This window comes from Rhodococcus sp. AB351 (assembly GCF_049538275.1).
Lineage (GTDB): Bacteria > Actinomycetota > Actinomycetes > Mycobacteriales > Mycobacteriaceae > Rhodococcus.
This window is the reverse complement of sequence record NZ_JBMVFW010000003.1, coordinates 174,778-198,575: the sequence shown is the minus strand read 5'-3', so window position 1 is coordinate 198,575 and position 23,798 is coordinate 174,778. Positions and strand designations below refer to the sequence as shown.

The following is a 23,798-nucleotide window of genomic DNA, read 5'->3' as shown; positions in this document are numbered from 1 at the left end:
GCGACGAAACGGAGCGTTCGTGGACATCTCCTACACCCCCGGGCAACAAGCCCTCCGCGAGGAATTGCGGGCCTATTTCGCACAGATCATGACACCCGAGCGCCGCGAGGCGCTCGCGGCCACGACCGGGGAGTACGGCTCCGGCAACGTGTACCGCGATGTCGTGCAGCAGATGGGCAAGGACGGCTGGCTCACCCTCGGGTGGCCCGAGGAGTACGGCGGCCAGAACCGTTCCGCGATGGACCAATTGATTTTCACCGACGAGGCGGCCATCGCCGGCGCGCCCGTCCCGTTCCTCACCATCGACTCGGTCGCGCCGACGATCATGCACTACGGCACGGACGAGCAGAAGGAATTCTTCCTCCCCCGCATCTCCGCGGGCGAACTGCACTTCTCGATCGGTTATTCCGAACCCGGCGCCGGCACCGACCTCGCCTCCCTGCGCACCACCGCGGTGCGCGACGGCGACGAGTGGGTCATCAACGGGCAGAAGATGTGGACGAGCCTGATCGCCTACGCCGACTACGTCTGGCTCGCCGCGCGCACCAACCCGGATGTCAAGAAGCACAAGGGGATCAGCGTCTTCATCGTGCCGACCGACGCTCCCGGCTTCTCGTACACCCCCGTGCACACCATGGCCGGCCCCGACACGAGCGCCACCTACTACCAGGACGTGCGCGTCCCGGCATCCGCGCTCGTCGGCGAGGTCGACGGCGGCTGGGCGCTCATCACCAACCAGCTCAACCACGAGCGGGTCGCGCTCACCTCCGCCGGTCCCGTGCGCACCGCGCTGACCGAGGTCCGGCGCTGGGCGCAGGAGACGCATCTGCCCGACGGGCGACGGGTGATCGACCAGGAATGGGTGCAGATCAACCTGGCACGCGTCCATGCCAAGGCCGAATACCTGCAGCTGATGAACTGGGACATCGCCTCGAGCGCCGGCACGACCCCGCTCGGCCCGGAGGCCGCCTCGGCCAACAAAGTGTTCGGAACCGAATTCGCGACCGAGGCCTACCGGTTGCTCATGGAGGTCCTCGGACCCGCGGCGACGGTACGGCAGAACTCGGCCGGCGCACTGCTCCGCGGCCGGATCGAACGCATGCACCGCAGTTCCCTCATCCTCACCTTCGGTGGCGGCACCAACGAGGTCCAGCGCGACATCATCGCGATGACCGCTCTCGGCCAGCCGCCCGCCAAGCGTTAGAAAAGGACGCGCACCGTGGACTTCACCCTTACCGAGGCCCAGCAGGATCTCGCAGAACTGACCCGCAGCATCGTCGCGGACATCGTCACCAACGAGCACCTGCGCACACTCGATGCCTCCGAGGACCGCCTCGACCGCACCCTGTGGGACACGCTCGCATCGTCGGGCGTGCTCGGCGCCGCTCTTCCCGAGTCGCTGGGCGGAGACGGGTACGGGCCGCTCGAGCAGGCGAGCATCCTGCGCGAACTCGGCCGCGGCGTCGCCGCCGTTCCGTACATCGGCTCGATCGCCGCGTGCGCGTCGGCGATCGCGGAGTTCGGCACCGCCGAGCAGCAGGCCGAGTGGGGACGCCCCGCGGCGACCGGCGAGCAGATCCTCTCCGCCGCGCTCGCCGAGGAACTGAACCCCGACCCCACGGCCCCCGCGACCCGGGCGCAGGCCACGGGCGACGGGCACGTGCTCGACGGCGTGAAGATCGTCGTCGACGCCGCGCCGGTCGCCGACGGTTTCCTCGTCCCGGCCACCGTCGGCGACTCGGTGGCGGTGTTCCTCGTGCGACCCGACGATCCGGGTGTCTCGATCACCCGCCAGCAGACCACCGACTTCGACAGTCGCGGCATCGTCACCCTCGAGCAGGTCGCGCTCCCGGCCGACCGTGTCCTCGGCACCGACGGCCTCGCCGTGGCGACGTGGTTGCGCGACCGCAGCCTGCTCGGCTCCGCCGCCTACCAGTGCGGCGTCCTCGAACAGGCGCTCGAGCTCACCGCGCAGTACGCGCGCGAACGCGTCCAGTTCGACCGCCCGATCGGCAGTTTCCAGGCCGTCTCCCAGCGACTCGCCGACGCCTACATCGACGTCAAGGCGGTGCGACTGACCTTGTGGCAGGCCGCTTTCCGCATGGCCTCGGGTGAGCGTCACGACGACGCCCTGCGCACCGCGGCCTTCTGGGCGGCCGATGCGGGACACCGTGTCGCGCACACGACCGTGCACGTGCACGGCGGTGTCGGGCTCGACGAGGACCACCCGGTGCACCGCTACTTCCTCGCGGCCAAGCACCACGAGTTCCTGCTCGGCTCCGCCACCGACCAGTTGCGCGCGCTCGGACGCGAACTCGCCGACGTCCCGGCCTGATCGCATGACCGCCCTCACCGTCACCGAACTGCTCGAACGACTCGCCGACGTCGACGATCGAGGCCTGCGCTTCGAGGAGACCGAACTGTCGTGGCGCGAACACGTCGCGCAGTCCCGGCGACGCGCCGCACTGTTGCGCGACCTGCTCGACGGCCCAGCACCGAAGCACATCGGGATCCTCATGGACAACGTCCCGGAGTTCTCGTTGCTGCTCGGCGCCGCGGCCTTCTCCGGTTCGGTGGTGGTGGGCCTGAACACGACCCGGCGCGGTGCGGCGCTCGCCCGCGACATCGCGCTCGCCGATTGCCGGGTCGTGTTCACCGAGGCGGCACACGCGTCCCTGCTCGACGGTGTGGATCTCGGCGACGTGCGGGTGATCGACGTCGACTCCCCCGAGTGGACGGCGATGCTCGCCCCGTTCGCCGACACGGTCGTGGAGACTGCCGCGCATTCCCCCGACGACCTGTTCATGCTGATCTTCACGTCGGGCACGAGCGGCGATCCGAAGGCCGTGCGGTGCACGCACCGCAAGTTCACCGATCCCGCGACGATGCTCGCCACGCGGTTCGGCCTCGGCCCCGACGACACCGTGTACGTGTCGATGCCGCTGTTCCACTCCAACGCGATGATCGCCGGCTGGGCGATCGGACTGGCCGCGCGCGGCAGCATCGCTCTGCGTCGCCGGTTCTCGGCGTCGGGTTTCCTTCCCGACGTCCGCCGCTACGGCGTGACCTTCGCGAACTACGTCGGCAAGCCGCTGTCGTATGTGGTGGCGACTCCCGAGCAGCCCGACGACCACGACAACCCGCTGCGCATCGTGTACGGCAACGAGGCGTCGGCCGCCGACGTCGCCGAGTTCACGCGGCGCTTCGGCGCGCGGGTGGTCGACGGGTTCGGCTCGACCGAGGGCGGCATCGCGATCGCGTCGGCACCCGACGCCCCGGCCGGCGCCCTCGGCCGGCTTCCCGAGGGCATCGAGATCCTCGATCCCGAGACGGGGCGACGCTGCCCTCCGGCGGTGTTCGACGCGAACGGCAGGATCACCAACGCCGACACCGCGACGGGCGAGCTCGTCAACGTGCGCGGTGCCGGTCTGTTCGACGGCTACTACAACAACCCCGAGGCCGATGCCGAACGCCTCCGCGACGGGCGCTATCACAGCGGCGACCTCGCCTACCGGGACGAGAACGGCTTCGTCTACTTCGCCGGACGCAGCTCGGGCTGGCTCCGGGTGGACGGTGAGAATCTCGGTGCGGCACCCATCGAGCGCATCCTGATGCGGTACGAGGGTTTCGCTCAGGTCGCGGTGTACGGGGTGCCCGACCGCAACGTCGGCGACCGGGTGATGGCCGCGGTGATCCCTGCGGCAGGCTCCGACTTCGATCCGGTCGCGTTCGCGCGTTTCCTCGATGCGCAGACCGATCTCGGCCCCAAGCAGATGCCCGGTCTGATCCGTGTCTGCAGCGAGTTCCCCCGCACCGCGACCTTCAAGGTCCTGACCCGTTCCCTGGCCGCCGAACGCTGGTCCTGCAGCGATCCGGTGTGGCTTCGGGAACGTGGCGATTCCGAATTCCGGCTGTTGTCAGACGAACTGGTGCACCTTCTCGAACCCGCCTCCGTCGGCACTCCTGCGCGATAGCGTCGTCCCGAGACCCGGGATCGCTCCCTTGCCGCTCTACATACCCTGGGGTATGTACGGCGCACCCGAGAGGTCGGGACGCGGTTTCGTCGATGCGACCGTGGAAGAAGCGAGGATTCATGGGATCGGTGCCACGCGCGACCGCACACGCACTCGGCGGTTTCTATGCGCTGTCCCTCGACGCGTTCACCGCCCTGTTCCGCTCCCGCTTCCAATGGCGCGAATTCCTCACCCAGTTCTGGTTCATCGCCCGGGTGTCGCTCCTGCCCACGATCCTGATGTCCGTCCCGTTCACCGTCCTCGTCGTGTTCACGCTCAATTCGCTGCTGCTCGAGATCGGTGCCGGCGACCTGAGCGGAGCGGGTGCCGGGCTCGGCGCCATCACGCAGATCGGCCCGCTCGTGACGGTGCTGGTGGTCGCCGGGGCCGGCGCCACCGCGATCGCCGCCGACCTCGGCTCCCGCACCATCCGCGACGAGATCGCCGCACTCGAGGGGCTCGGCATCGACCCCGCCGCCCGGCTCGTGCTGCCCCGTGCACTGGCGTCGACCGCCGTCGCGGTCACGCTCAACGGGGCGGTGTGCGCGATCGGCCTGATCGGCGGGTTCTTCTTCTCGGTGACACTCCAGAACGTCGATCCCGGCGCGTACGCCGCGGGGGTCACGCTGCTCGTCGGTCCCGGTGAGCTGCTGCTGTCGGAGATCAAAGCGGCGGTCTTCGGTCTGCTCGCGGGACTGATCGCGTGCCATCGCGGACTTTCCGTCAGCGGCGGCCCGAAGAGCGTCGGCGAGGCCGTCAACGAGACGGTGGTCTTCGCGTTCGTCGCGTTGTTCCTCGCCAACATGCTGCTCACCTCGATCGGGATCGCGGTGATGGGTCGGTGAACGCGATGAGCGTGGTGATGAGCCGATGAGTGTCACGGGGGCGGCCACCGGGCGGACTGCGCAGGTGGTGCGCCGCCTCGGCCACGGGATCTCACGCAGCATCGACACCCTGGGACGCCAGGTCGTCTTCCTCGTCGGCGCGTTGTTCTCGACGGTGCGGGCGGCCCGGCACTATCCGCGCGAGACCCTGCGCGTGGTCTCGGAGATCGGCCTCGGCACCGGCGTGCTCGCGATGGTGGGCGGCAGCGTCGCCATCATGGGTTTCCTCACCCTGTTCGCCGGCGCGACCGTCGCCGTGCAGGGCTTCACCTCGCTCGGCAACATCGGTGTCGAAGCGCTCACCGGCTTCCTGTCCGCCTATGTCAACGTCCGGGTCGTCGCACCCGTGACGGCCGGTGTCGGTCTCGCCGCGACCATCGGCGCCGGCACCACCGCGCAACTCGGCGCGATGCGGATCAGCGAGGAGATCGACGCGCTCGAGGTCATGGCCATCAAGTCGGTGCCGTATCTCGTCGGCACACGCATCCTGGCGGGCCTGATCGCCGTCGTGCCCCTGTACTCGCTGTCGGTGCTGGCGTCGTTCCTGTCGAGCCGCATCGCGACCGTCGTGGTGCTCGGCCAGTCGCCCGGCGTCTACGACCACTATTTCGCGACCTTCCTGCGCCCGACCGACGTGCTGTGGTCGTTCGGGCAGGCGATCACCATGGCCGTGGTCGTCATGACCGTGCACAGCTACTACGGCTACACCGCCACGGGCGGGCCGTCCGGTGTCGGGGTCGCGACGGGTCGCGCGGTGCGGATGTCGCTCATCGCGGTGGTGACGGTGACCCTGCTGATCTCCCTGGTCCTCTATGGCAGCAGCCGCCAGCTGCATCTGGCGGGGTGAGGAGCGTGCCCACCTGGTTGCCGAAGGTCGCTGCGATCTGCTTCGTCGTCGTCTCCGCGCTCGTTCTCGTGTTCGTCTACCACGGCTTCCGCGGCTCGTTCACGCCCGGCGTGAAGGTGACCGTCGAGAGCGGCCGCTCCGGTCTGATGCTCGAGGACGGCGCCATGGTCAAGGCGCACGGTGTACACGTCGGCAGCGTCACCACGGTGCAGCAGACGCCGTCCGGCGCGGTGATCGAACTGCGCCTGGATCCGGACGCCGCCGCCCGGCTGCCCGCCGACCCCGGCGCCGACATCCGCGCCACGACGGTCTTCGGCGCCAAGTACGTCACTCTCACCGACCCGCCGTCACCCGGCCCGGTCGGACTGGCCGAGGGCACGGTGCTGCGCGCGTCGAACGTGACCGTGGAGACGAACACCGTCTTCGAGTCGCTGTCCGACGTCCTGCAGGCGGTCGATCCGGCGAAGCTGAACCGCACGCTCGGTGCGCTGTCGTCGGCGTTGCGCGGACAGGGCGAGTCGCTCGGCCGCGCGCTCGTCGACACCGACGCCGTCCTCACCCGGATCGAACCACGCACAGAGACACTGCGACGCGATCTCGCCGCCGTCGAGACGACCGCCGACATCTACACCGGAGCCACCGACGGGATCGTGGCGTCGTTCGACAATCTCGCCGTCACCGGCACGACCCTCGTCGACCGCGCCGACGACCTCGACCGCGTCCTGCTCGCCGCGATCGGTATGGGCGACGCCGGTCGCCGCGTGGTCGAGCCGAACAGCGAGCAGATCGTCGACGTGCTCGACCTGCTGCGCCCGACGGCCTCCCTCCTCGAGGAGTACTCACCGGTGCTCCCCTGTTTCCTGCAGGGCGCCGACCGTGCCCGGCAGCTCGCCGAACCGGCCTCGGGCGGCAACGGCTCGTCGATGATGCTGAAGTCGACCTTCCTGCTCGGCACCGACCCGTACGAATATCCGCGCAATCTTCCGGTGGTCGAGGCCACGGGCGGGCCACGCTGCGGTCCCCTGCCGATCGTGACGGCCGACGAGACCCCCGCCCCGTACGTCGTGGCGAACACCGGCGCCAATCCGTTCGAGGCCGGGAACACCTCGCCGGTCTTCGTCCCCGACTCGCTGTTCGAACTGCTCACCGGAGGGGCCGGATGACACGCACCGCGATCGCCGCGGGCATCTACGCCCTCGTCATGATTCTGATCCTGGCCGGACTGTTCGTCGTCTTCGGCCAGGTCCGGTTCGGTGAACACACGCGCTACCACGCGGTCTTCGACGACGTCTCCGGTCTCGAGGAGGGCCAGTTCGTCCGCGTCTCCGGGGTCGAGGTCGGCAGGGTCACCGCCGTGGAGTTCGGCGAGAACAACCGCATCGACGTGACCTTCGAGGTCGACTCGTCGTACACCCCGACCCGCGCGAGCATCGCCACCGTGCGCTATCTCAACCTCGTCGGCGACCGCTATCTCGAATTGTCCGACGGCGCCGGTGATCCCACGCACATGGCGGCGGGCGAGACGATCGGCACCGACCGGACCCGGCCGGCACTCGATCTCGACGTGCTCATCGGCAGCTTCACACCGCTGTTCCGCGCGCTCGAACCCGAACAGGTCAACCGCTTGTCGGCCGATCTCATCACCGTGCTGCAGGGCCAGGGCGGCACCGTCGAATCCGTCCTCGCCCAGGCGGCCTCGCTGACCTCCCACATCGCCGACCGCGACGTGCTCGTCGGACAGGTGATCACGAACCTCGACTCGGTGCTCGCGAATCTCGCCGCGCACCGTGACACCTTCGACACCGCACTGGTGCGTGCCCACGAGGTGGCCGCGCGACTCGCGCAGGATGCCACGCTCGTCGGCGACGCCGTCACCCACATCGATGCGATCGGCGGGTCGCTCACCGATCTGCTCGCGCAGTCCCGCACCTCGCTCGCCGGCACGATCCGCGAGACCGGCAACGTCGCCGCGCAGGTCGACTCGCGCAGCGAGACCGTCGAGCAACTGACGACCGAACTCCCCGACGCCTACAAGGCCCTCACGCGACTCGGCGCCTACGGCGGATTCTTCAACTACTACCTGTGCGGCATGCTCATCGAGATCAACGACCTGTCCGGGAACAAGGTCACCTCACCGCTGTTCGGGCAGACGACGGGCAGGTGCGCTCCGGCATGACCCAGTTCCGCGAGATGAATCCCGTGCGTGTCGGCGTCGTCGGCACGATCGTGCTCGTCGTGCTCGTGCTCGGCGCCCTGAACATCCGCTCCCTGCCGTTCCTCGACGGCGGCACGACCTACCGGGCGAGATTCGTCGACGCCGGCGGTCTGAACACCGGCGACACCGTGCAGGTCGCGGGCAAGGACGCCGGGCGGGTGACCGACATCGACATCGACCACGACGCCGTGGCCGTCACGTTCACGGTCGACGGGGCGGTGGTCCTGGGCACCGACACCACCGTCGAGATCGCCACCGCCACCGCGCTCGGGGCACGGAACCTGCGCGTGCGTCCCGCCGGTCCGGGACGACTCGAGGACGGCGCCACCATCGACCTCGACCGCACCGTCGCGCCCTATCAGTTGACCGACGCCCTCGGCGATCTCACCGACACCGCCGCGGCGATCGACACCGAGCAACTGCGCGAGTCGATGGAAGTGCTGTCCGACACCCTGCGCGAGACGCCCGACGACGTCGGTGCGGCGCTCGACGGTGTGCGGCGACTGTCCGAGACCGTCGCGTCGCGGGACGAATCCCTGCGGGCGCTGCTCGCGCACGCCGAACAGGTCACCGAGGTCCTCGCCGAGCGCAGCGACGCGATCGATGCCCTGATCGTCGATGCCGACCGCATCCTCGGCGAACTGCACCGTCGCCGAGCCGCTCTCGAGACCCTGTTCGCGAACGTCGATGCGCTGTCGATCCAGATCTCGAATCTCGTCGCCGACAACGAGGCACAACTCGAACCCACCCTCGGCAAGCTGAACGCCGTCCTCGGGATCCTCGAACGCAACCGCGACGACATCGCCCTGGCCATCGAGCGGCTGGGCCCGTACGCGACCGAACTCGGCGAGGCCGTCGCGTCCGGCCCGTTCTTCAACTCGTACATCCAGAACCTGTTGCCCATGCAGATCATCGAGCCGGCCCTGACCGCCGCGCTCGAGAACGCCGGCATCACGCCGCCGGGAGGTACACCGTGACGCGACTGCGTCCCCTGATCTCGTGGGGTGTCCCGATCCTGCTTCTCGCCGTCGTCGCGGTGGTGTCGTTCACCGTCGCTCCGTGGCGGTCGGCCGACGAGTACACGGCCGAATTCACCTCGAGCCGTGGCCTGTACGTCGGCGACGACGTGCGCATCATGGGTGTCGAGGTGGGACGCGTGACGAAGATCGAGCCGCGCGGCGATCGCGTGCTCGTACGCTTCGACGTCGACTCCGACCGCCGCATCCCCGCCGACGCGCAGGCCGCGATCGTCGCCCCCACCCTGGTCTCGGCCCGCTTCGTCCAGCTCACCCCACCGCACACGGGAGGACCCGAACTCCCGGTGGGAGCAACGATTCCCGTCGAACGCACCGCGGTCCCGGTCGAATGGGACGAGATCACCGAACAACTGACGCGGCTCACGACCGAACTCGGGCCCGACGACACCGACCCGCAGGGCGCGCTCGGTGAGGTCCTCGACGTCGCGGCCGCCAACGCCGAGGGACACGGTCCCGCCCTGCGCGACAGCCTGCAGCAACTCGCGATGGCGATGCGCACGATCTCCGACGGCCGGCACGACCTGTTCGGCACCCTCGGCAACCTGCAGGTGTTCGTCGAGGCGCTGTCGATGAGTGGCGATCAGATCGTCTCGTTCCACGACCGGCTCGCGTCCGTCACCGAGATCCTCGACGCCAACCGCGACGACATGGGCGCCGCCCTGGCGGGACTCGACGCCGTCCTCGTCGACGTCGAGCGGTTCGTCCGCGACAACCGCGAGCGCGTCGACACGACCGTCGATCGCACGGCCGCACTGACCGAGACCCTGGCGGCACAGCGTGACGGGATCGCGCAGGTACTGCACGTCGCACCGACGGCGTTGTCGAACCTGCAGGGCATCTACCAGCCCGCGCACAACACGGTGGTCTCGGCGTTGTCGCTGACCAACTTCGCCAATCCCGCCCAGTTCGTGTGCTCCGCGCTCGCCGCGGCCGAGCAGGTCGACGCGCACACCGCGTCCGAGTTGTGCGTGCAGTATCTCGGCCCGATCCTGCCGCTGCTCGCGATGGACTACCCGCCCGTGCGCATCAATCCGACGCGCGGCGTGGGCGCGCTGCCCGACCAGCTCGTCTACACCGAGCCCGAGTTGATGCCGGCGCCCGGTGCACCGTCGCCGACCTCGCTGGCCGACCTGCTCTCCCCGGGGGCGCCGTGAGAACACGAGTCCTGCGCACGATCGGTGTCCTCGCCTGCCTGGCGCTGACCGCCGGGTGCGAGTGGCGCGGCCTGAACAGCCTGCCGCTTCCCGGCACGCACGGTCGCGGCGACGACGCCTTCGCCGTGACCATCGAGATGTCCGACGTCACGACCCTCGAACGCAATTCGCGGGTCCGCGTCGGCGACGTCACCGTCGGACGGGTCGCCGACCTGCGGCTCGGCGACGGACATGCGCTCGTGACGGTGATGGTCGACGGCAGCACAGTGCTCCCGGAGAACACCGTCGCGAAGATCGGGCAGACGAGCCTGCTCGGGTCCGCCCACGTCGAACTCTCTCCCCCGCTCGCCGAACCCGCCCGCGGCCGGCTCGGGGACGGCGACGTCATCCCCCTCGAACGGGCGGGTGCGTTCCCCACCACCGAGCAGACCTTGTCGTCGCTGTCGCTGGTGCTCAGCGGCGGTGGTCTCGCCCAGGCCCAGGAGATCACCCGCGAACTCAACCGGGCGATGGACGGGCGGCAGGAGTCGGTGCGGGCCCTGCTCACCCGTCTCGACGCGGTGCTCGCCGGGCTGGACGGTCAGAAGGAGCAGATCGTGAGCGCGATGGAATCGCTCGACGCACTCGCCGTCGAGGTCGCCGAGCACAACACCGAGATCGCCGCGGCGACGGACGATCTCGCGCCCGCCATGGAGGTGCTGTCCACCCAGCGCGACGACCTGACCCGCGCCGCCGACGCCCTCGGGCAGTTCGGGCGCGTCGCGAACGAGGTCGTCGAGGCGAGCGGCGACGACGTCGTCGCGAATCTGCGTGATCTCGAACCGGTGCTGGCCTCGCTCGCGTCGGCGGGCGACTCGCTCACCGAGTCGCTGCGCTACCTGCTGACCTTCCCGTTCCCCATCGACACCTACCGCAACGCGGTGCGCGGCGACTACGCGAACGGCACGGTCATCCTCGACCTCACCCTGCCGACCCTCGAGAACGCACTGCTGCTCGGCACGCCCTTCGAGAACGCACTCACCGGTGGCGGGCGACCCGTACCGGATCTGGTGTCACTGCTCGTCCCGCCCGTGTCGGAGCCGACCCGATGAGCCCGGCCGCGGTGCTGCGCCGCAAACTGGCGGTGTTCTTCTCGGTCGGGATCGCGGCGGTGCTGATCGTCGCGCTGTTCATCGTCGAAGTGCCCGCCCTGCTCGGGGTGGGGCGCTACGAGGTGCGTCTCGACCTCACCGACGCCGGTGGCCTGTATCCCTCGGCGAACGTCACCTACCGCGGCATCGAGATCGGCCGGGTGACGTCGCTGACCATGACCACGAGCGGCGCCGAGGCGGTCCTGTCACTCGACTCGGATGTTCCGGTGCCGGCCGATGCGGCGGCGCAGATCCGCAGCATGTCGGCAATCGGCGAGCAGTACGTCGAGTTCCTGCCCGACGGCGAGGACGGCCCGTATCTGACCGCGGGCTCGATCGTTCCCCGCGATCGCATCTCCGTGCCAGAACCGATCGGCGGTGCACTCGACCAGCTCGACGCCACGCTGCAGTCCGTGGGTCCCGACCGCCTCGCCCTGCTGCTCGACGAGACCCACACAGCGGTGGCCGATTCCGGCGACGCCCTGCGGATCCTCGTCGAGGCCGGTGCGGCGGTGAGCGCCGAGGCCGCTGCGAACGCGGACATCACCGCGGCGCTGATCGATCAGGTCGGCCCGTTGCTCGACACGCAGGTCGCGTCGTCGGATGCGATCGCCCGCTGGGCGTCCTCCCTGGCGGGCACCACCGCGCAGCTGCGCGACTCCGACAGCGACGTGCGCACACTCCTCGGCGTGACGGCCCCCGCCGCCGCACAGGTGCAGGCACTGTTCGAGGAGGCCGAACCGACCCTGCCCCTGCTGCTCGCCAATCTCGTCACCGTCGAGCAGGTCGCCGCGGTGTACCGGCCGTCGCTCGAACAGATGCTGGTGCTGTTCCCGTCGATCATGGCGTCGACCCAGTCGGCGGGTCTGCCCAATGTCGACAACCCGTCGCAGAACACCTACTTCACGGCGACCTTCAACGACCCGCCACCGTGCATCACCGGCTTCCTGCCGCCGGAACAGCGGCGCTCACCCACCGAGTTCGACGTGCCCGACACCCCGCCCGACCTGTACTGCAAGCTGCCGGCGGACTCCCCCATCGCGGTGCGCGGAGCACGGAACATGCCGTGCATCGAGTACCCGGGGCGCCGCGCCCCCACGGTACAGTTGTGCCGCGACGGTGGTTATTCGGCGACGAGTCTGGAAGGGCTTCTGTCGCCGCCGAACTGAGCGACGGGCGGGGCCGATGGACACCGACGGGTCATCCGGCGAGGCGGAACGCACGCCCGACGGCAGATATGTGGTGGTGAAGGGGCGGCGCTGGCGTGCCACCGATCCCGCGATTCCCGAACCTCTGCGGAAACAGCTGGTGGCGGAGCTGATGCGGGCCCGTCGTCTCGTGAAGAGCGAGGGTGACGCCGCGCGACATCGTGTCCAGGACGCCAAGGTCGCGCTCGGTGAACGCGGGCATCCGTGGTGGGACCCGCTCGACGACGACGCGGCCCGCGAACGGCTCGCGGCCACGATCTGCGCGCTGCTCCGGGAACGGGATCCGTCGACCATCTGCCCGAGCGACGCCGCGCGGGTCGCCGGCGGGGAAGCGTGGCGCGACCTGATGGACACCGCCCGCTCGGTGGCCGCCGAACTCGAACGCAGTGAACACGTGGTGATCACGCAGAAGGGAGAACCGGTGGACGTGGAGACGGCTCGAGGTCCGATCCGGATCGCACCCGGACCGAACCTCGAGCACCCTCGTCCCTCCCCGTGAGACGAATCCGAACGGATCAGACGCTCGCGGCCTCGTTCAGCTTCTCCAGCGTGCCGGTCGCCTCGAGGTACTCCTGCACCCAGCGTTCGATGACGGCGGAGGTCTTGTCGACCTTCGTGAACTGCCCGACGACCTGACCGACAGGGTTGAACGCGACGTCGACCGACTCGTCGGGGTACTTGTGGGTGGCGGCGACGGCCATACCGGACACCATGTACTGCAACGGCATTCCGAGGGGCTTCGGGTTGCCCTCCTGCTCCCACGCCTCGGTCCAGTCGTTGCGGAGCATGCGGCAGGGCTTGCCGGTGAACGACCGGCTGCGGACGGTGTCGCGGCTGCTCGCCTTGATGTAGGCCTCCTGCTGCACCGGGGTGTTCTCGGCCTCCTCGACCATGAGCCACTGCGAACCGGTCCACGCACCCTGGGCGCCGAGCGCGAGCGCCGCGGCGATCTGCTGGCCGCTGCCGATACCGCCGGCGGCCAGCACCGGCACCGGTGCGACCTCCTTGACGACCTGCGGCCACAGCACGATCGAGCCGACCTCACCGCAGTGCCCACCGCCTTCGCCACCCTGGGCGATGATGATGTCGACACCGGCGTCGGCGTGCTTGCGGGCCTGCTTCGGCGAACCGCACAGCGCCGCGACCTTGCGCCCGGCCTTGTGGATGTGCTCGATCATGTCGGCCGGTGGGGTGCCGAGTGCGTTGGCGATGAGCGTGACCTTCGGATGCTGCAGCGCCACCTCCACCTGCGGGGTCGCGGTGGCCTCGGTCCAGCCGAGAAGCTGCAACGCGTTATCGTCGCCTTCGGGCAGCGGGACGCCGTGGTCGGTGAGGATCTTGCGACCGAATTCGAGGGTCTCCTGCGGCACCATCGACTGCAGCATCTTCGTGAGTTCCTCGGCGGAGAGGTTCGCGTCCATGCCTTCATACTTGTTGGGGATGACGATGTCGACGCCGTACGGGCGGTCGCCGATATGCTCGTCGATCCAGTTCAGCTCGATTTCGAGCTCTTCCGGCGTGAACCCGACGGCGCCGAGGACACCGAAGCCGCCGGCCTTGGCGACGGCGACGACGACGTCGCGGCAGTGGGTGAACGCGAAGATCGGGAACTCGATGCCGAGTTCGTCGCAGATGGGCGTGTGCATTCGGCACTCCTCGATAGAAAGGCGCAAGACTGGAACACGTTCTACCTTAGTGCCAGATGGGTCTGTGCGGAAGGCACGCAACAACGGACGAAGGCTCGCAACATCAGCAGTGACTGCCGACGTTGCGAGCCTTCACCTCGCGTTGCGCACCTCAGATAACTCCGCGCTCGCGGAGTTCCTTCTGCTCGATGTCGCTCAGTCCGAGGATCTCGCCGTAGACCGCCGCATTGTCGTATCCCGCGACGGGCGGGCCGGCGCGACGCACCGAACCCGGCGTCCCGGTGAGCGTCGGCACCACACCGGGGCCGAGCACGTCTGCGCCGGTGCGCTCGTCGTGATGCGGGACGATCATGTCGCGCGCCTGGAACTGCGGATCGGCAACGACCTCCGCGACCGTGTTCACCGGACCGGACACCACACCCGACGACGACAGGTGCGCCAGCAGGTCGTCGAGCGTCCACGTCGCCGCCCACTCACCGATGAGGGCGTCGAGCTCGTCCTGGTTCACGCCGCGCGCGAGGTGATCGGCGAAGCGCGGGTCGTCGGCGAGCTCGGGGCGTTCCATCGCCGCGCACAGGCGACGGAAGACCGTGTCCTGGTTGGCGGCGATGACGATCCACATGTCGTCGGACGTCCGGTACAGGTTCGACGGGGCGATGCCCTCGAGGCGGGTGCCGGACGGGCCGCGGACGACGCCCGCGACGTCGTAGTCGGGGATCACCGATTCCTGGATGGCCAGGCACGCCTCGGTGAGCGCCACGTCGACGATCTGCCCGCGTCCGGTCCGTTCACGGCCGAGAAGCGCGGCGAGGATGCCCTGCACGGCGAACATCCCGGCGAGGGAGTCGCCGAGGGAGAGCGCGAGTCGCGGGGGTGCCTGGCCGGGATAGCCGTTCAGGTGCCGCAGGCCGCTCTCCGCCTCGGCCACGGACGCGTAGCCGGCCTGCCCGGCCTTGGGACCGGTCTGCCCGTAGCCGGAGACCCGGGCCAGCACGATGCCCGGATTGATCTCGGAGAGCACGTCGTAACCGAGTCCCCACTTCTCGAGCGTGCCGGGACGGAAGTTCTCGACCACCACGTCGGACTCGGCGACGAGACGCCGGAACAACTCCTGTCCGTCGGGTGCCCGCAGATCGAGGGTGACGCAGCGCTTGTTGCGCGCGTGCACCGTCCAGAAGTAGCGGTGCCCGTCCCGCTCGCCCTGTCCCCAGGTGCGGAGCGGGTCGGGACGCTTCGGATCCTCGATCTTGATGACGTCGGCACCCATGTCGCCGAGCAGACGTCCTGCATACGGGCCGGCGATCAGGGTTCCCAGTTCGAGCACCCTGATGTCCGCCAGCGCTCCCGCTGCCTGCGACGCGGCTGCCTGCGACCCGTCTTGTGTCGACTCGGCTTGTGTCACTGCCTCTTCCGTCCTCTGGTCAGTAACCGAGGTGAACCGTCTTCTCCTCGGTGAACGCTTCGAGCCCGCTGCGGCCCAGTTCACGCCCGATGCCGCTCGCGTCACGTCCACCCCAGGGTAGTGCCGGATCGGGCACACCCCAGCCGTTGACCCACACCGTGCCCACGCGCAACTGCGGGATCACGCTGTGCACGGTCGACAGGTTCTGACTGAAGATGAACGCGTTGAGACCGTACTTCGTGGCGTTCGCCAGCTGCACGGCCTCCTCGGTGGTCCTGAAGGTGATGACCGTGGCGACGGGGCCGAAGATCTCCTCGCGCGCGATGGTGAGGTCGTTGGTGCCGCGGAAGACGGTCGGCTCGACGAAGAAACCGCGCTCCCCCACCCGCGAGCCGCCGGTCAGCAGCTGAGCACCTTCGCTGCGGCCCTTCTCGATGTAGCCGAGGATGCGGTCGAGCTGCTTGCGGTTGACGATGGTGCCCTGCGTCGTCGACGCGTCGAAGGGATCACCGATCACCGCGCCGCGCGCGAACTCGACGAGTCCTTCGACGACCTGATCGGCGATCGACTCGTGCACGATCACACGCGTGCCCGCCGCGCACACCTGACCCTGGTGGTAGAAGTTGCCCATCGCGATCCACGGCAGCGACGCCTCGAGGTCGGCATCGGGGAAGATCAACTGCGGGGCCTTGCCGCCGAGTTCGAGGGTCACCTTGCGGAACTTCTCGCCGGCGAGCGAGGTGATGGTCTTGCCGACGGCCGGACTGCCGGTGAAGGTGATCTTGTCGATGCGCTCGTGGGCGGCCAGCGCCGCACCGGCTTCGGGGCCGAGACCGGGCACGACGTTGAACGCGCCGTCCGGCACCCCCGCCTCGGCGAGCAGGTCGGCGAGCTTCAGGGTCGACAGCGAGGCGTCCTCGGCGGGCTTGACGACCACCGAGCATCCGGCGGCCAGGGCCGGGGCGATCTTCCAGGCCGCGACGACCGTCGGGTTGTTCCACGGGGTGATCGCACCGACCACGCCGAGCGGCTGGCGCAGGGTGAATCCGAAGCGGTGCTGCGGACCCACGTCGGGCAGGATCATCGCCTCACCGGCGATCTTGTCGGCCCAGCCGGCGTAGTGCCGGAACGACGCCGCAGCGGCGGGGATGTCCCCCGCGACGGTGTCGGCGTAGAGCTTGCCCATCTCTGCGGTCTCGAGCGCCGACAGTTCGGGGGCGTGCTGCTCGATGAGGTCGGCGGCGCGGGAGAGGATCCGGCCGCGTTCGGCACCGGCCATCCGCGACCAGGCACCGGAGTCGAAGGTGTCGCGCGCGGCGAGGACGGCCGCGTCGACGTCGGCGGCGCCACCGGCCGCGACCTCGGCGACGACCTCTTCCGTCGCCGGGTTGATCGACGAGAAGTGGGCACCCGAACGGGCGGGCACGGCCCGGCCGCCGATCCGCAGCTGCGGGTCGGGTACGACGACGGGTGCGGGGGTGGACAGTTCGGTCATCACAACTCCTGGGGAGAAGGTGGGGTGAAGCGTCGGGTGAGGCCGGACCACGAGGAGTCGTAGTTCGGCTGACGATGCGCTGCGCGGTGGGCCGCGTCGGTGACGGACAGGGCCAGTCTCGTCTCGAACATGAACGACAGGGTGTTCACGAGCTTGACCGGCTTCAGTTCGGCCGACGTCGCGAGGTCGAAGGTCTCGACGTCGGGCCCGTGGGCGCCCCATTGGTTGTGGAGCGAGGCGCCACCGGGAACGAATCCTTCCGCCTTCGAGTCGTGCTGTCCACGAACGAGTCCCATGAACTCGGTCATGACGTTGCGATGGAAGTGTGGCGGCCGGAAGGTGTGCTCTCCGACCACCCAGCGGTCGGGGAAGACACAGAAGTCGACGTTGGCCTGCCCCGGAATCGGGGTGGGAGAGGTGAGCACGGTGAAGATCGACGGATCGGGATGGTCCCAGCCGGCCGTGGTCATCGCGTTGAAGCGACCGAGATCGTATTTGTAGGCACCGTGCGTGCCGTGCCAGGCGACGACGTCGAGGGGCGAGTGGTCGAGTTCGGTGGCCCACAGGTGCCCACCGAACTTCTGCACGAGTTGCACCGTGCCCGAACGGTCCTCGTACCAGGCCGTCGGGTACAGGAAGTCGCGGGCGTGGGCGAGACCGTTCGCGCCGATGGGGCCGAGTTCCGGCAGGGCCAGGGCGGCACCGTAGTTCTCGAGCAGGTAACCGGTCGCCTTCTCCCCCACCAGATCCACGCGGAACCGCAGACCTCGTCCGATCACCGCGATCTCACCGGGTTCGACGAGCAGCCGTCCCAGTTCGGTGCACAGCAGCAGCGCGCCGTCCTGCGGGACGAACAGCAGTTCTCCGTCGGCATCGACGAAGTAACGGTCGGTCATCGACTGCGACGCCGCGTACAGATGGACGGCGACGCCGGTGCGGGACCGCACGTCCCCGTTGACGGCGTAGGTCGTCACGCCGTCGAGGAAGTCCGTGCCCGGCGCCGGTTCCGGCTGCGGATCCCATCGCAACCGGTTCGGGGTGAGCACTCCCCCGGTGTCGGGTGCCGACACCCAGCCGGCGTCGTCGATCCGCTCGAAGGGACCGTGCGCGGCGGACGGCATGATCCGGTACGTCCATGTGCGGCGGTTGATCTCGCGGGGCTCGGTGAACGCGGTGGCCGAGTGTTGTTCGGCGTAGAGCCCGTACGCGACCCGCTGGGGCGAATTCTGTCCCCACGGAAGCACACCCGGAACGGCCTCGCTGTGGTGCTCGTTGCCGAAGCCGTGCAGATACTCGATGCCCGCGAAGCCGGGCTCCACACCGACGTCCGCGCGCTCGCTCATGTCAACGCGACCATCTCGTGCAGCGTCGAACCCGAACGCTCGTGATCGGTTCCGTCGACGGTCACCGTCATCGTGAAATCCGACCGGAAGCGGAAGTAACCGGGATGACCGACGAGCCGGTTGACGAGAGGCTTGAGCAACCTGCTCGACGCGAGTGGAACGTCCTCGAGCAGGTTGTGGGCGTGCACGATCTCGCGGACGGTGAGCTTGACGTCGAGCGAGCCCGGGATGCGGAGGCGGATCCACGCCGGGTAGGTGCGGTCGGCGACCGCGTTGTGCACGATCGGCCCCTCCGTCAGTTCCACCTCGCCGTTGCTGAGGACCACCTCGCGCCCCTGCGCGACCATCACCGGCTGCGACCAGTGCGATCCGTACTTCTTCTGGGTGTGCACCATGGCGTAGACGAGGGTGAAGTCCTCGGTGTACAGCCGGCCCCAGTACCACTTCTCGATGAGGCGCTTCATGTCGCCGACGCCCCAGTTGTGGTCGTGGTAGCCGCGACCGGTGACCTCGGTGGACTTCCCGTCCACCGTCACCGTCCCCGCGACTCGCGCTCGCGGCGCGCCGACGACCCACGCAAAGAATTCGCGTTCGTTGTAGCTGGTCCGGCCGCGACCGGGCATCCACGGCGGGACCTCCGCGGTGAAGGTCAGGTCGAAGGCGAGGTCGCCTTCGGACACCGACACGCGGTAGACGGGCAGCCCGTCCTCCTCGCCGGTCAGCTTCGCGAAGCTCTCACCGACGCGCACGTCGCACCGTTCGGTGGACACCGAGAGGTCGGCGTCGGTGTACGACCGGCTCGCTTCGCGTCGCTTGCCGTCCGCGCTGTAGACGTGGATCTCCACACCGGGCTTGCGGTGCACCAGTTCCCGGGTCTGGATCATCGCCACGACGATCCGTCCGTCGTCGAGATGGGCGTCGAAGTACCAGTGTTCGAAGGCGTGCTTGTCGGTGGACGGGTGGGCACCGTTGTCGGCGGCCTCCACGGCGGTGATCTCACCGTCGCGGCGTCCGGGGCCGTTCCATGCTTCGACGATGTGCAGGGTCATCGAGTTCTCTCCGTACGAGGTCTAGTGGGGCGGGACTGTCCGGGCCGATCAGCGACGGAGTGCTCCGCTGGCGTCGAATTGTGCTTCGCGCCCTTCCATCTGGGCGCGGTACCAGTTCTCGCGATGGGCGCACATGATCTTCTCGTGCACGCCGGCCGCGCCGGGGACGAACCGCCGGGTGAGTTCCATCGCGGTGATGAGCGGGAAGCGGACGATCGGGATGATCATCCAGGGAAGCACTTTCGGCATCGAGTACTTGCGTCGGGTGCCCGGCCCCATGAACATCGCCGAGTACACCGAGTTGATGCGGAAGTTGTAGTGCTCCCGCAGTCTCTTCAGGCCGCGGTGCCCGTCGCGCGGGGCGAACGCCTGCGGGTAGGACTCGATGAGTTCCTTGCCGTGCTCACCCGAGTCGTACGAGCGGGAGATCACGGTGCTCATGAGCGCGCGGATGCTGTCGGCGATGGTTTCGGGGTACCACTGCATACGCACCCCGAGCAGGTAGCCCATGTACTTCTGGAAGTGGATGAGCGCGCGGATCTCTCGCGGGGTGGTGTGGTAGCCGAGGGTCCACAGGGCCAGACCCGGGGTGAGGCTGCCGGCGATGAGGGTGAGCAGCATGTAGGTCTGGCTGATCGGCAGTCCCCACTTGGCGATGTCCCATTCGGGGTGTTTCGCGACGCGTGAGCGCACGGACACGTGCATCACGCGGACCTTCAGCGCGGTGGCCCGCCCTTTCGAACCCGGGGCGAGCAGCGCGCCGGGTTCGGATACGTCGATCCAGAACCGGCAGGTCTCGAGGAAACGTCGCAGAGCGTTGTCGCCGGCATAACCTCCGGCGAGCGACAGCGGTGTCGCGACGGCTGCCTCGGTGTAGATCTCGAGGGTCTCGGCGCCCGCGAAGCTGAACAGCATCGTGCCCCAGCGACGCCAGATCGCGGCACCCTGCTCGACGAGTTCGGGCTGCACCCAGTCGGGCACGGTCTCGAACTCCTCGAACAGGGCCTTCATCGCGTCGGGCACGTCGTCGATCGAGTCGATGCCGTCGACGAGGGCCTTGTCGAGCATCTCGCGGGTCTTCTTCGGCCCGAGTTCACCGTGGTAGACCTCGTCGACGAAGCGCTCCGCCGTGGGGTCGCCGCTGAACAGGTCGTTGCACAGGGCCCGGGCCTGTTCGTCGGTGGGCAGGAAGTCGAAGCCGGTGAACCGTCGGACGAGGCTGCGGGTGCGCTTCACCCCGGGCTTCTCCAGCGCCTGCCAGTAGGGGAATGCGCTCGGGCATCGGTCCTGTGCGGTGCGTCCGGGACCGGCGAGTGTTCGGGTCATGCCGATACCTCCTCGAGTACCGTTCGGCGGATCCACGCGACCAGTCGTCCGACGACGTCGGAGAGACCGTCCGGTTGATCCACGAGATAGTGGTTGAGGTTCCGCATCTCGATCAGTTCGTTGTGGCTGCCCGCCAGCGCGTCGTACATCAGCCGGGAATCCTCGGCGAAGGCCGCCTGGTCTCCGAGCAGGCTCATCACCATCGTCGGGGTGGTGACGTTGCGGAGGTCGGTGAGTGCGTCGGCGTGGGTGTGGTCGACGCTCCACGTGCTGAGCCAGCTGCGCACCGTGACGAAGCGGGCCAGTCCACCGGCGGCGGTGTTGGCCGCCTTCGGATCTCCGTACATGGAGCCGAGTGCGCGGTCGCTCGGGTCGAGGCTCAGGTCGACGAAGCGCGGATCCGCGACGGTGCGGTGCACGACGAAGCCGCGATCGGAGGCGCCGGTGCGTTCGAGGTCGGCGAGTTGCTCGAGCGCCCACGCGTCGATGCGGCGCATGCGGGCGAGCTGCGCGTCGCGGTACCTCTGCACCCATTCGGAATCGAGTGGTGCTGTGCGCCCGGGGGCGTAGAGGTCGAGATCGGGATCGGTGGCGTAGGGGTCGGATTCGTCGGTGACCGCGCCGTCGATCCAGTGCCGGAGAACCCGTGCCCGGCCGGGGTGCGCGCCGACGAGCATCAGGGCGTCGGCCGGTCGCAGGTTCGCCTCGGCGAACGGTGCCGGGTCGCCCGCGGGTGTGGTCGTCACGGTCGGGTTCTGCGCCTGCGACTGGTAGAACGACGCGAGCGACCCGCCACCGCTGAACCCGAGGAGTACGACCTTCTCGAAGCCGAGTTCGTCGGTCATCCACCGCACTCCGGTGCCGAGGTCGAAGGCGGCCCGCTCCATGATGAGTGCCGGTTCGTTGGACGAGTAGCGGGTGTTGAGTCCCATTGCGGGGACGCCTGCTTCGGCGAAGGCGCGGAGCAGGAAGTGGCTCAGGAAGTTCGAGGCCGGGTGGCACATGACCACACCGACGTCCTTCGAGTACCCGGGTTGCGCGACGAGGTTGCCGTGCAGCGTCGGGTAGTGGCGGCTGAGCCCGGAGTGCATCTCGACGCGACCGTCGTTCGCCGGTTCGTACGGGATGCGCTGGAAGTGGTCTCGGGTCGTGGTGGAACTGGTGGAAGTCATGTCACCGTCCGGTATTTGAGCATCATGTCGTGGTCTTCGTGGTCGAGGATGTGGCAGTGCCACACATATCCCTGCAGGTCGCCGCCGGCAGTGTCGCCGTGGTCGGCGTGGTCACCGTGTTTGCCGTGGCCGGCGCGGTGCGGATCGAAGGTGTGGACCGCGCGCGAGAACGTCGCGTCGGGGTCGAAGCCGAGTTCGTCGGCCGTCGGGAAGTACGCGACGATGCGGGTCACCGAGTTCGGATCGCAGATGACCGTGTCCTTGTAGCCGGTCTCCCACGGCTCCGGTCCCCGCATCGGTTCGACGACGTACGGGTCGGGATCGGGCGTCCACTTGAGTCCGATGGGCGGTTGCGGCTGCCGCGCACACATCGCGAGGGTGTCGATCGCCTGCCGTCCCAGAACGCGGAAGTGCACCAGGTGCAGGTGGATCGGGTGCGGGTCGGGCGTCGCGTTGACGATGTTCCACTGCTCGACGGTGCCCTGACGCGGCATCTCGATGTCGGTGCTGTGGTACATCAGGTTGTTCAGCGACATGATCGACGGCGGGATCCGCACCTCCGAGGGCTGGCTCAGCGATACGTTCCGTACGTTCTGCGGCACCGGGATCGGCCCGACCGCGGGTGGAAGACCGGGGCCGCCGCGCAGGCGGTCCGGGACCGGACCGGTGAACCCGCGGCCGGATTCGGCTCGGAAGCGCATGAACAGCGGCATGAGCACGGCACCGATCTGCGCGGCCTGCGGTGCGGCGGGTTCGGAGTTGCGCAATTCGACGGTGGCGTCCGCGTCGAGCTGCGCGAAGTCGACGAGCAGGTCCACGCGTTCGCCGGGCGACAGTCGCACGCGGGTCGTAGGGACGGGCGCGTCGAGCAGGCCACCTTCCATGCCGATCACCCAGAACGGCATGCCGTTGGAGAAGTGCAGGTCCCAGATGCTGAACGACGCCGCGTTGAGCAGCCGGACCCGGTAGAGCCCTCGCGCGACCCGGGCCTCGGGCCAGATCCTGCCGTTGACGACGCCGACGTCGCCGACGGCGCCGCCCTCCCAGCGACCCTGCGGGACGATCGGGGTGGAACGGATGCTCTGCGAACCGTCGCCGTTGACGATCTTCTCCTGCAGCACCAGATCGAGTTCGAACTCGCCGGTGGGCAGGCCCAGCGGGTTGCCGGGCAGTCCGGTGTCGTAGTCGTCGCGGAGCAGATACATGCCGGCCAGTCCCGCGTAGGCGTTCAGTCGGGTGACGGCCATGGCGTGGTCGTGGTACCACAGCGTCGTCGCGTCCTGACGGTTCGGGAAGCGGTACGTGAATCCCTGTCCGGGCCGGGAGATCTGCTCGGGGTTGCCGTCGAATTCCGGAGGCGTGACCCCACCGTGCAGGTGCATCGAGGTGGGGACGTCGGTGCGGTCGCGTTCGCTCAGACCGTGCAGCGAGGTGTCGAAGTCGACGGCGAAGGGATGCGCGTCGATGCGGTTGCGGTACTCGATCGACGTCTCCTGCCCACGGTGCGCCACGAGAGTCGTTCCGCCGTAGGTGTTGTCGCCGTAGGCGAGAGCGGGACCGGGCGGAAGGTCGCGGTGGAAGCTGTGCATCGTGCTGACGGCGTCGATCCGGTAGGACGACGAGTCCAGACGCGGCAGGACGGGCAGGCCGTCGACGAAGGGTTCGAGTCGTGGGGAGTGGAACAACAGGGGGCGGGAGATGTCCGGCCCGTCCGCGAACGCTCGGCCACCGAGAAGCACCGCACCGGTTCCTGCGGCGAGCCCGGCGAGAAGGGTTCTACGGGTGAGTCTCTGCATGACGCGGCTTTCTGTGTTCCGGATCGGGAGTCGATGCGGACAGTCATCGTGACCGCCGCCACAGTACCATACGGTATGGTT

Annotated in this window: 20 protein-coding genes; 12 read left to right on the top strand and 8 right to left on the bottom strand. The window is 68.8% G+C overall.

What is annotated here, in order from left to right:
• Positions 1-19 precede the first annotated feature (19 nt).
• From ACPCXD_RS09520 to ACPCXD_RS09465, 12 genes are all read left to right on the top strand, one after another.
• Complete coding sequence (locus ACPCXD_RS09520) at positions 20-1,204, top strand: acyl-CoA dehydrogenase family protein (RefSeq protein WP_106200648.1); 1,185 nt, start codon at positions 20-22, stop codon at positions 1,202-1,204.
• A gap of 15 nt (positions 1,205-1,219) precedes the next feature.
• The gene (locus ACPCXD_RS09515; protein WP_423659342.1) at positions 1,220-2,335 is read left to right on the top strand and encodes an acyl-CoA dehydrogenase family protein; all 1,116 of its coding nucleotides are present in this window, start codon (positions 1,220-1,222) and stop codon (positions 2,333-2,335) included.
• A 4-nt stretch (positions 2,336-2,339) separates the two neighbouring features.
• The gene (locus ACPCXD_RS09510) at positions 2,340-3,974 is read left to right on the top strand and encodes a long-chain-fatty-acid--CoA ligase (protein WP_085469385.1); all 1,635 of its coding nucleotides are present in this window, start codon (positions 2,340-2,342) and stop codon (positions 3,972-3,974) included.
• 119 nt (positions 3,975-4,093) lie between these two features.
• Positions 4,094-4,858: an MlaE family ABC transporter permease gene (locus ACPCXD_RS09505; RefSeq protein ID WP_106200651.1), complete on the top strand. Its 765-nt coding sequence runs from the start codon at positions 4,094-4,096 to the stop codon at positions 4,856-4,858.
• Positions 4,859-4,883: 25 nt separating this feature from the next.
• A complete protein-coding gene (locus ACPCXD_RS09500) occupies positions 4,884-5,744 on the top strand; it encodes an MlaE family ABC transporter permease (RefSeq protein ID WP_229566996.1) in 861 nt (286 codons plus the stop codon).
• Positions 5,745-5,749: 5 nt separating this feature from the next.
• Positions 5,750-6,907, top strand: coding sequence for an MCE family protein (locus ACPCXD_RS09495; RefSeq protein ID WP_423659339.1), 1,158 nt, complete (start codon positions 5,750-5,752; stop codon positions 6,905-6,907).
• Positions 6,904-7,920, top strand: a complete 1,017-nt coding sequence (locus ACPCXD_RS09490; protein ID WP_229566993.1) for an MCE family protein — start codon at positions 6,904-6,906, stop codon at positions 7,918-7,920. The genes ACPCXD_RS09495 and ACPCXD_RS09490 overlap by 4 nt, the downstream gene beginning before the upstream one ends.
• Complete coding sequence (locus tag ACPCXD_RS09485; protein ID WP_229566991.1) at positions 7,917-8,936, top strand: MCE family protein; 1,020 nt, start codon at positions 7,917-7,919, stop codon at positions 8,934-8,936. Before ACPCXD_RS09490 ends, ACPCXD_RS09485 begins: the two co-directional genes overlap by 4 nt.
• Complete coding sequence (locus ACPCXD_RS09480; protein WP_423659336.1) at positions 8,933-10,150, top strand: MCE family protein; 1,218 nt, start codon at positions 8,933-8,935, stop codon at positions 10,148-10,150. The genes ACPCXD_RS09485 and ACPCXD_RS09480 overlap by 4 nt, the downstream gene beginning before the upstream one ends.
• Positions 10,147-11,241: an MCE family protein gene (locus ACPCXD_RS09475; RefSeq protein WP_423659334.1), complete on the top strand. Its 1,095-nt coding sequence runs from the start codon at positions 10,147-10,149 to the stop codon at positions 11,239-11,241. The genes ACPCXD_RS09480 and ACPCXD_RS09475 overlap by 4 nt, the downstream gene beginning before the upstream one ends.
• Positions 11,238-12,449 carry an MCE family protein gene (locus tag ACPCXD_RS09470; protein ID WP_160873706.1) on the top strand — a complete coding sequence of 404 codons (1,212 nt, stop codon included), beginning with the start codon at positions 11,238-11,240 and terminating at the stop codon, positions 12,447-12,449. Before ACPCXD_RS09475 ends, ACPCXD_RS09470 begins: the two co-directional genes overlap by 4 nt.
• Before the next feature lie 16 nt (positions 12,450-12,465).
• Positions 12,466-12,987, top strand: a complete 522-nt coding sequence (locus ACPCXD_RS09465) for a DUF3253 domain-containing protein (protein ID WP_160873705.1) — start codon at positions 12,466-12,468, stop codon at positions 12,985-12,987.
• Positions 12,988-13,003: 16 nt separating this feature from the next.
• Here ACPCXD_RS09465 and ACPCXD_RS09460 read toward each other — a convergent pair whose 3' ends face one another.
• The 8 genes from ACPCXD_RS09460 to ACPCXD_RS09425 all read right to left on the bottom strand — a co-directional run bounded on the left by ACPCXD_RS09460 (position 13,004) and on the right by ACPCXD_RS09425 (position 23,717).
• Complete coding sequence (locus ACPCXD_RS09460; RefSeq protein ID WP_120281380.1) at positions 13,004-14,134, bottom strand: nitronate monooxygenase; 1,131 nt, start codon at positions 14,132-14,134, stop codon at positions 13,004-13,006.
• A gap of 151 nt (positions 14,135-14,285) precedes the next feature.
• The gene (locus tag ACPCXD_RS09455; RefSeq protein ID WP_258259554.1) at positions 14,286-15,536 is read right to left on the bottom strand and encodes a CaiB/BaiF CoA transferase family protein; all 1,251 of its coding nucleotides are present in this window, start codon (positions 15,534-15,536) and stop codon (positions 14,286-14,288) included.
• A gap of 19 nt (positions 15,537-15,555) precedes the next feature.
• Positions 15,556-17,031, bottom strand: coding sequence for an aldehyde dehydrogenase family protein (locus tag ACPCXD_RS09450; RefSeq protein WP_423659331.1), 1,476 nt, complete (start codon positions 17,029-17,031; stop codon positions 15,556-15,558).
• Positions 17,031-18,374, bottom strand: a complete 1,344-nt coding sequence (gene hmgA / locus ACPCXD_RS09445) for a homogentisate 1,2-dioxygenase (protein WP_423659329.1) — start codon at positions 18,372-18,374, stop codon at positions 17,031-17,033. The genes ACPCXD_RS09450 and hmgA overlap by 1 nt, the downstream gene beginning before the upstream one ends.
• Positions 18,371-19,423, bottom strand: coding sequence for a lipocalin-like domain-containing protein (locus ACPCXD_RS09440; protein WP_423659327.1), 1,053 nt, complete (start codon positions 19,421-19,423; stop codon positions 18,371-18,373). The genes hmgA and ACPCXD_RS09440 overlap by 4 nt, the downstream gene beginning before the upstream one ends.
• A gap of 48 nt (positions 19,424-19,471) precedes the next feature.
• The gene (locus tag ACPCXD_RS09435; RefSeq protein WP_160873701.1) at positions 19,472-20,749 is read right to left on the bottom strand and encodes an oxygenase MpaB family protein; all 1,278 of its coding nucleotides are present in this window, start codon (positions 20,747-20,749) and stop codon (positions 19,472-19,474) included.
• Positions 20,746-21,921 carry an alpha/beta hydrolase family protein gene (locus ACPCXD_RS09430; protein WP_160873700.1) on the bottom strand — a complete coding sequence of 392 codons (1,176 nt, stop codon included), beginning with the start codon at positions 21,919-21,921 and terminating at the stop codon, positions 20,746-20,748. Before ACPCXD_RS09430 ends, ACPCXD_RS09435 begins: the two co-directional genes overlap by 4 nt.
• Positions 21,918-23,717, bottom strand: coding sequence for a multicopper oxidase family protein (locus ACPCXD_RS09425; RefSeq protein ID WP_229566975.1), 1,800 nt, complete (start codon positions 23,715-23,717; stop codon positions 21,918-21,920). Before ACPCXD_RS09425 ends, ACPCXD_RS09430 begins: the two co-directional genes overlap by 4 nt.
• Positions 23,718-23,798 lie beyond the last annotated feature (81 nt).